Below are 6121 nucleotides of genomic sequence, written 5' to 3'. Positions count from 1 at the left end.
ATGGACTTGGCTCGTAAATTCAGTCCCAAGGCCCTTACCATGTACTTGATGGACTTTGGTACTAATGGTTTGGCTCCATTGTCCAAGCTTCCACAGGTGGCGGATACCATGCTTTTGGACCAAACGGAGAAAATCTCTAAGTTTGTACGAATCATGGAGCGCGAACTCAACCGTCGTAAGAAACTCCTTGCGGACTATGGTGTTGGGACCTTAGACCTCTACCGTCAGGCCAGTGGTCAGGAAGAGCCGGCTATCGTCATCCTCTTAGATAGCTATGAAGCCTTCAAGGAAGAAGCCTATGAGGCGGAACTCTTCAAGCTCTTGGTGCGTATCTCTCGTGAAGGTCTCAGTATCGGGGTTCACCTCTTGATGACAGCCGGTCGTCAAACCAACCTTCGTGCTCAGCTCTACTCGAACTTCAAGCACCAGTTGAGCCTGCCACAAAATGAGGCAGGTGAAGTGCGGGCAATCGTGGGCTCTACACCACTTGCTATGACTATGGAAGATATCAAGGGACGTGCCCTTATGAAGCGTGAAGAGGTGGATGTCATCCAGCTGGCACTCCCAGTTTATGGAGCCAATGACACCCAAGTTCTCAACAACCTACGTCAGGAAGTCGCTTCCCTCCAAGAAGCCTGGACCGGCCAGCGCCCAAGTGCCATCCCGATGGTGCCAGAGGAGTTGACGATGGAAGAATTTTTGAATTTGCCTGATGTACAAGAGGCTATTGAGAATGATCAGATTCCTATCGGTTTGGAACTAGAAATGGTTGGAAGTGTCAATATCTCTCTTAGCAAATTTAAACACATGGCTTATGTGTCAAATGCAGAAGACGCTTTTGATAATATAACGCATCATTTATTAAAAACTATTCTTAGAATGCCTAACGTCCATATGATGTTGATTGATGCTTTCCAAGAATATGAAGCATATAATGACCAGGTGAAAACCTATGTTGGAAGCAAAAAGGAACTATCGGACATAGGAAATCAGCTAATCTATGAAATAGAACGCCGTCTTGAAAAAGGCATATCATCTGAGTGGATCATTTTTATACCTAATATGAGAGCACTAGTATCCGAAAGCGATTTAAATGATCAACAGCTTCAATTTATGTTTGAGAATGGGTATCGAGTAGGGATGAGGTTTATTATTGGTACTGATTATACTTATATTGGGACAAGCATCGACCCAATTCCTAGATACCTCAAAACAAATGTCCAATGGGTCATCTTTGGTATGCGCCTAATGGATCAAACCTTCTTAGATAAAGGAATGTATAACAGAGATGTGGCTCCAGATCTCGATCAGGTTTATTTACATTCTCGGAAAGAAGTCATCAAACTTAAAATTAGTAAGAATAAGTAAAACTATTTTTTGATACTTAAGATTCAACCCGGTCTTTTGACGATTTGATAGTAGAAAGGATAATTGAAAAGGTTATTGAACATGGGACAAGTAAAAAGTGAAAAAGGCAAGGCAAGTACTATTGCAACTGGAATTGTATCAGCAAGCAATAGCATTACAACTGCCGGTACAGTTACTAGGGATAAGACAAGCTATTATACCGCTAATACGGTAGGAAGAAGATTGATTATAAATGAGGCATCTATTGCTAAAAATATTCAATCGAAAATAAGTGAATTCGTAAAACTAATTCATAGTGTCGCAAATGAATTTGAAGTAGTAGATGAGAATATAAGTACAATGTGGCAGAATAATCCAAATAATGGGACAACCAGTCTACCTTCTCCATACTCAAATCCGTCATTTGTTCCTCAAAATAATTTATTTAAGGAGTGAGGATGGAGAAAAGAAAATTAGAAGATATTCAATGTAGTGTTCAACAGATTCAAACAAATTTATCCAAGCTAGAAGAAGAAAGAAATCAGTTTCTTTCCGTTGCGACGGAGATTATAGATCTTTGCCAATCGAACTTCATCCCATATAGAGAATTAGGCTATTATCCGTTATCAGTTAAAGATGAGATGGATCGCCTTGAAAATATAGAAAAGTTAAAAAGGAATGAACAGCTACTGGATGATTTTATCACCGAGAGGAAAGAAGAATTAAAAAAAGCAATGAGTAAGCTAGAGGGCGAAAAAGAGGAACTTCTTTTCCAACAACGCCGTCTTGAATCGCAAAAGGAGGGGAAAAATGGGTATTAAAGTAGACATAGGATCAGCAGACTCGCAGGGTAGCACAGCGAATACGGTATTAAGTAGCCGTGCGAATTATTATGACGCTGTCATTACTGCCTTTAATAAATTGATTTCAGAGGAAGAATTGAAAGGTAAAGCCTATGATAGTGCTAAGTCCTATGCGGAAAATATAATGGTTCCTCTAGTGAGAGGAGTTATCCTCTTTTCAGAGAGCCTGGGAGGAAAAGCGAGTGAACTACCGACTCTTTACCATGCACAAGTCGGTGAAGAAAGTCTAGATGAGGAGACACTTCAAAAGCAAATTGAAGCAGAAAATACAACTATTTCGACTCAAGAAGCTATTTTGAACAGTTTATCTGATTTGAAGAACATCGATTCTACTTATAAAAGTAATGTTCAAGAAATTATCTCAAATGCAACGAGTAAGCGAGATGAGTTACAAAAAAAATTAGAAAAGTTACAGTCATTTGCGAGCTCGACTAGTGGCCAGTTTTCGGATTCAGAAAGCTTACAGAGCTTAGTTCTTCAAGGTTTCGAACAAGTTACAGGTGACTTTGGAAAGTTTGATGGAACTTTTAAAATAGAGGGACAAGCCCCTTGGGCTAATAATATTAATAATGAGTGGAAGAAGCGTTCTGAGGTAATTCAAAATTATCAAAATGTTGTAGATAAAGTTAAAAATGAAACCGAATTAGATGAGACAGATATAAAGGCAATTGCAGAGTATGGAAAACGGTATCCTGGTAAAGAGTTACCAGAGAATGTTAAAGATGCTGTACGAAAATATGTCGAGAGTAAAGTTAATAATAATGTTGACCTAAGCGGGCTAGGGGAGTTTCTTGAAATTGTCCGAGATACATCTCTGGAAGAACTTGCTAAAGAAACAATTTCTAAGTTAAGTTCAACGAATCCTAAACTATCAGAGTACTTTAAGTATTTTACTACTACTGATAAGTTTGGTAATATAAACATTACCTACTCTGCAAATAGTAAAGGATATACGGATGCTTTATTCAAAGCAAATGCTGCGAATCTACTTAAGAATTTCACGATTTCAGAAATTAATATCCCTATACCAGGAACCAATTCTTCTCTTGGGATTTCAGGGATCAGTTCGATATTTATGGGGATGGACTTTTTGAACAACCTGCAAAATGAGAATGCCGGACGTGCCTTTACACATACTGTTGCTACTACGGCAATCGCTACATTAGCAGTAGATGCAGCTGCAACAACACTTGCGGCGGCATATTTTGCAACCGGTTCAGAGGCTATTTTAAGTGTAGCTGCATATGCAGCTACAGGTCCGATTGGTTGGGCTATTGGTGCTGGGGTAGCTGCAGCAACACTTGCTACTTTGGCATATAATTACAATTTTCTTGGAATCAAAGATATAGCAAACGAGATGGGCGACAATCTTGAAAAAAGTGTTAAGGAAATAGGAAGTAATATTGATTCAGGTATCAAAGAAGTTGGAAGTAAAATTGATGCAGGTATCAAGGAAGTCGGAAATAGTATTGATTCCGGTATTAAATCAATTCAGAAAGTGTTTGGGTGGTAAATTTGGAAATTAACTATAGAGAAACGAAGTATTTTTGTCATCAACTTGTAGAACTAAATGGGAAAAAATACATATTAGATGCAAGTTCAATGACTCCTAAGTTCTACTATTGGGGTGTTCCAACGGAGGAATTAACGGTTGAGATGGCGGAACTAAATAGAGAGGATATCAATTTTAGTACCCCGATTAATAAGTTTAAAGCTTCATATGTGGCAATCATGGTTCAACCGCTTGTATGGATTGTTTATTCTTTATTGAAAACTTTTTTTAAAGAGTACAATATTAGCCAACAGATAATTTTAAAATTAGTAGTATTTTGCGCATCTATACTATTCTCTTACTTGATTTTTTATTTGAAAAGAGAGCAAGAACGTAAAAATGTTAAAGCTTTACTGCCTTCTTCTAGTAGAAGATATGAGATGATTTTTAAACCAATATCTGCAAGAAAGCAAGTTTTTGACGCCTATATTTTTACTGTTCCTATAATAGCTTGTTTGGCACTTTATTTGTCTATTAATGATGGAGGAGAAGGTATTGTTCTCGTTATTAATAGCATTATCTCATTTTTTCTTCTATCATTTTTATTTGGAAAGGTTCCCATTCTTTCCGCTTATAAGATTAGAAACGTCACATTTGAAGGAATTAGAGAAATTAAATGAGGTCTTTGATTCAGGCATTAAATCAATTCAGAAAGTGTTTTGGTGGTAAATGTGGAATTAAAATTTAAATATTCAAATATAGCAGTTTTTAGAATCGTTGAGTTTAAGAATAAAAGTTATATCTTAGATCCTACCACTATAAAAGGCAAATCCTATTTCTTCGGTTCGCTTCCGAAAGAGGTTACTGCTGAAATGGTTGAGTTATCTCCATCTAATGATAGTTTTAGAATAAAATCGAAGACACCAATAGGCGCATCTACTGCTCTAGTTATCATGATTCAGCCACTTGTGGGCTTCTCTCATACACTGATGAAAGATGCCTTTATTAGCTGGGGAATCAATCAGCAAATTTTAATGAAAGTAGTGCTATTTGCTTTCTCTGTATTTTTGTCTTATCTTATGGCTGTCTTTTATGAAAAAAGTGCGGTAAGAAAGTTTGAATCAAGAGTTCCCCAAAACAGCAAACGCTGCCGACTTGTTTTTGAACCCAAAGGGAAACGAATGATTGATTGGTGGTATATTACTCTTGGAATTAATACGGTTTGTTTAGCATTTTTTATAGGACTTGACAGTGGTTATGAAAGTGCTATATTGGTTATAAATGGCATAATTTCGTGGTGGTTTTTTGTAATACTGAGAATGCCACAAATCCCAGAGTATTATAAGACACTAACATTAACTGAAATTGAAGAACTATAAATACAGAATGCCGAGAAGTTAGAAAAGACTTTGATTCAGGTATTCAATCCATTCAGAAAGTGTTTGGGTGTTGAATGATGCATTTAAAGTTTAAGAATGCTAATACGATGGCGTATAGCATTGTAGAAATAAAGAAATTATAAATTGAAAGGAAAACAAGAAAATGTCTATTTTGCCAATTGGAACAATTGTTTATTTAAAAGAGGGGAGTCAAAAACTAATGATTCTCAATCGTGGGGTTACTATAGAACAGAATGGTGAAAATGTTTTGTTTGACTATTCTGCTGCTTTTTATCCAATGGGACTAAACCCAGAACAGTTGTTTTACTTCAATCGTGATGATGTAGATAAAGTGGTTTATAAAGGCTATAGTGATGAAGAAGAAGAACGGTTCGCCGAAATTTATCAACGTTGGCTTGATGAAAATGCAACAACAATTAAAAAGGGTGTAACAAAATAATGTGCATCTGTAAAGATTATTGCAAAATATCACAATACTAAATAGAAATCAAAAATGAGGAGCTACTTTGACATTAAAGAAACTCCTCGTTTTTTTAGTTATTTTCCCATCATACAGCTAAGTCTGTGTGGCTATAAGCCAAAATTTATGATACCAAAATATAGCTTTGTTTCTATAGGAAAGGGCTGTTTTGATATTGTAGTATAATAAACAAAGACATTTTTTACTTTTCTCTTCTTCTTACGGTATTGCTCATGTGATATAATGGGATAAGGATTGTTCCTCATTTCAGACGAGTTTATGGATTTCAGGATAAGTTAGCAGGTGAGAAGAGTATTTCTGTTAGCCTCCTTCCTATACACCTGTTAACAGCTATCCACGATAAAAGGAGAGTGTAGATTGGTTTTATTTGTATTAGGAATCTTGGTTTTGCTCATTCTAATCTTAAAAAGAAAACAGAAAACTGCTAAAAAATCTGAAGGGAATTCCAAGAAAAGAAATTGGCTATTAATAGGTTGCTTATCCATAGTGATCCCAATCGTAATCTTCACAGTGTTCAGTCCTATTCTTTCTCTAATGG

General features: G+C 36.5%; 8 protein-coding genes. 7 read left to right on the top strand and 1 reads right to left on the bottom strand.

The features are described from left to right. From GMD6S_RS07820 to GMD6S_RS07790, 7 genes are all read left to right on the top strand, one after another. A partial coding sequence (locus GMD6S_RS07820) for an FtsK/SpoIIIE domain-containing protein (RefSeq protein ID WP_000362322.1) occupies nt 1–1368 on the top strand: 1368 nt, incomplete at its 5' end. 81 nt (nt 1369–1449) lie between these two features. Then, complete coding sequence (locus GMD6S_RS07815; RefSeq protein ID WP_000531865.1) at nt 1450–1803, top strand: TIGR04197 family type VII secretion effector; 354 nt, start codon at nt 1450–1452, stop codon at nt 1801–1803. Nucleotides 1804–1805: 2 nt separating this feature from the next. Beyond that, nucleotides 1806–2168, top strand: coding sequence for a hypothetical protein (locus tag GMD6S_RS07810; RefSeq protein WP_000415470.1), 363 nt, complete (start codon nt 1806–1808; stop codon nt 2166–2168). Next, nucleotides 2158–3723 (top strand): T7SS effector LXG polymorphic toxin, encoded by a 1566-nt coding sequence (locus GMD6S_RS07805; protein ID WP_000511727.1) that lies wholly within the window; start codon nt 2158–2160, stop codon nt 3721–3723. The genes GMD6S_RS07810 and GMD6S_RS07805 overlap by 11 nt, the downstream gene beginning before the upstream one ends. Next, on the top strand, nt 3717–4382 hold the full coding sequence (locus GMD6S_RS07800; RefSeq protein ID WP_000247632.1) for a DUF443 family protein: 666 nt from the start codon (nt 3717–3719) through the stop codon (nt 4380–4382). The genes GMD6S_RS07805 and GMD6S_RS07800 overlap by 7 nt, the downstream gene beginning before the upstream one ends. Before the next feature lie 42 nt (nt 4383–4424). After that, entirely contained in the window at nt 4425–5081 is a 657-nt protein-coding gene (locus GMD6S_RS07795; protein WP_000248457.1) for a DUF443 family protein, read from the top strand. A gap of 163 nt (nt 5082–5244) precedes the next feature. Beyond that, nucleotides 5245–5541, top strand: coding sequence for a DUF4176 domain-containing protein (locus tag GMD6S_RS07790; RefSeq protein WP_000025675.1), 297 nt, complete (start codon nt 5245–5247; stop codon nt 5539–5541). A gap of 365 nt (nt 5542–5906) precedes the next feature. Here GMD6S_RS07790 and GMD6S_RS12985 read toward each other — a convergent pair. Further along, a partial coding sequence (locus tag GMD6S_RS12985) for a hypothetical protein (protein WP_000552596.1) occupies nt 5907–6121 on the bottom strand: 215 nt, incomplete at its 5' end.

Source organism: Streptococcus sp. GMD6S, assembly GCF_000297015.1.
Note: the sequence above shows the minus strand (reverse complement) of the source record. Positions and strands in the feature narration are given on the sequence as shown.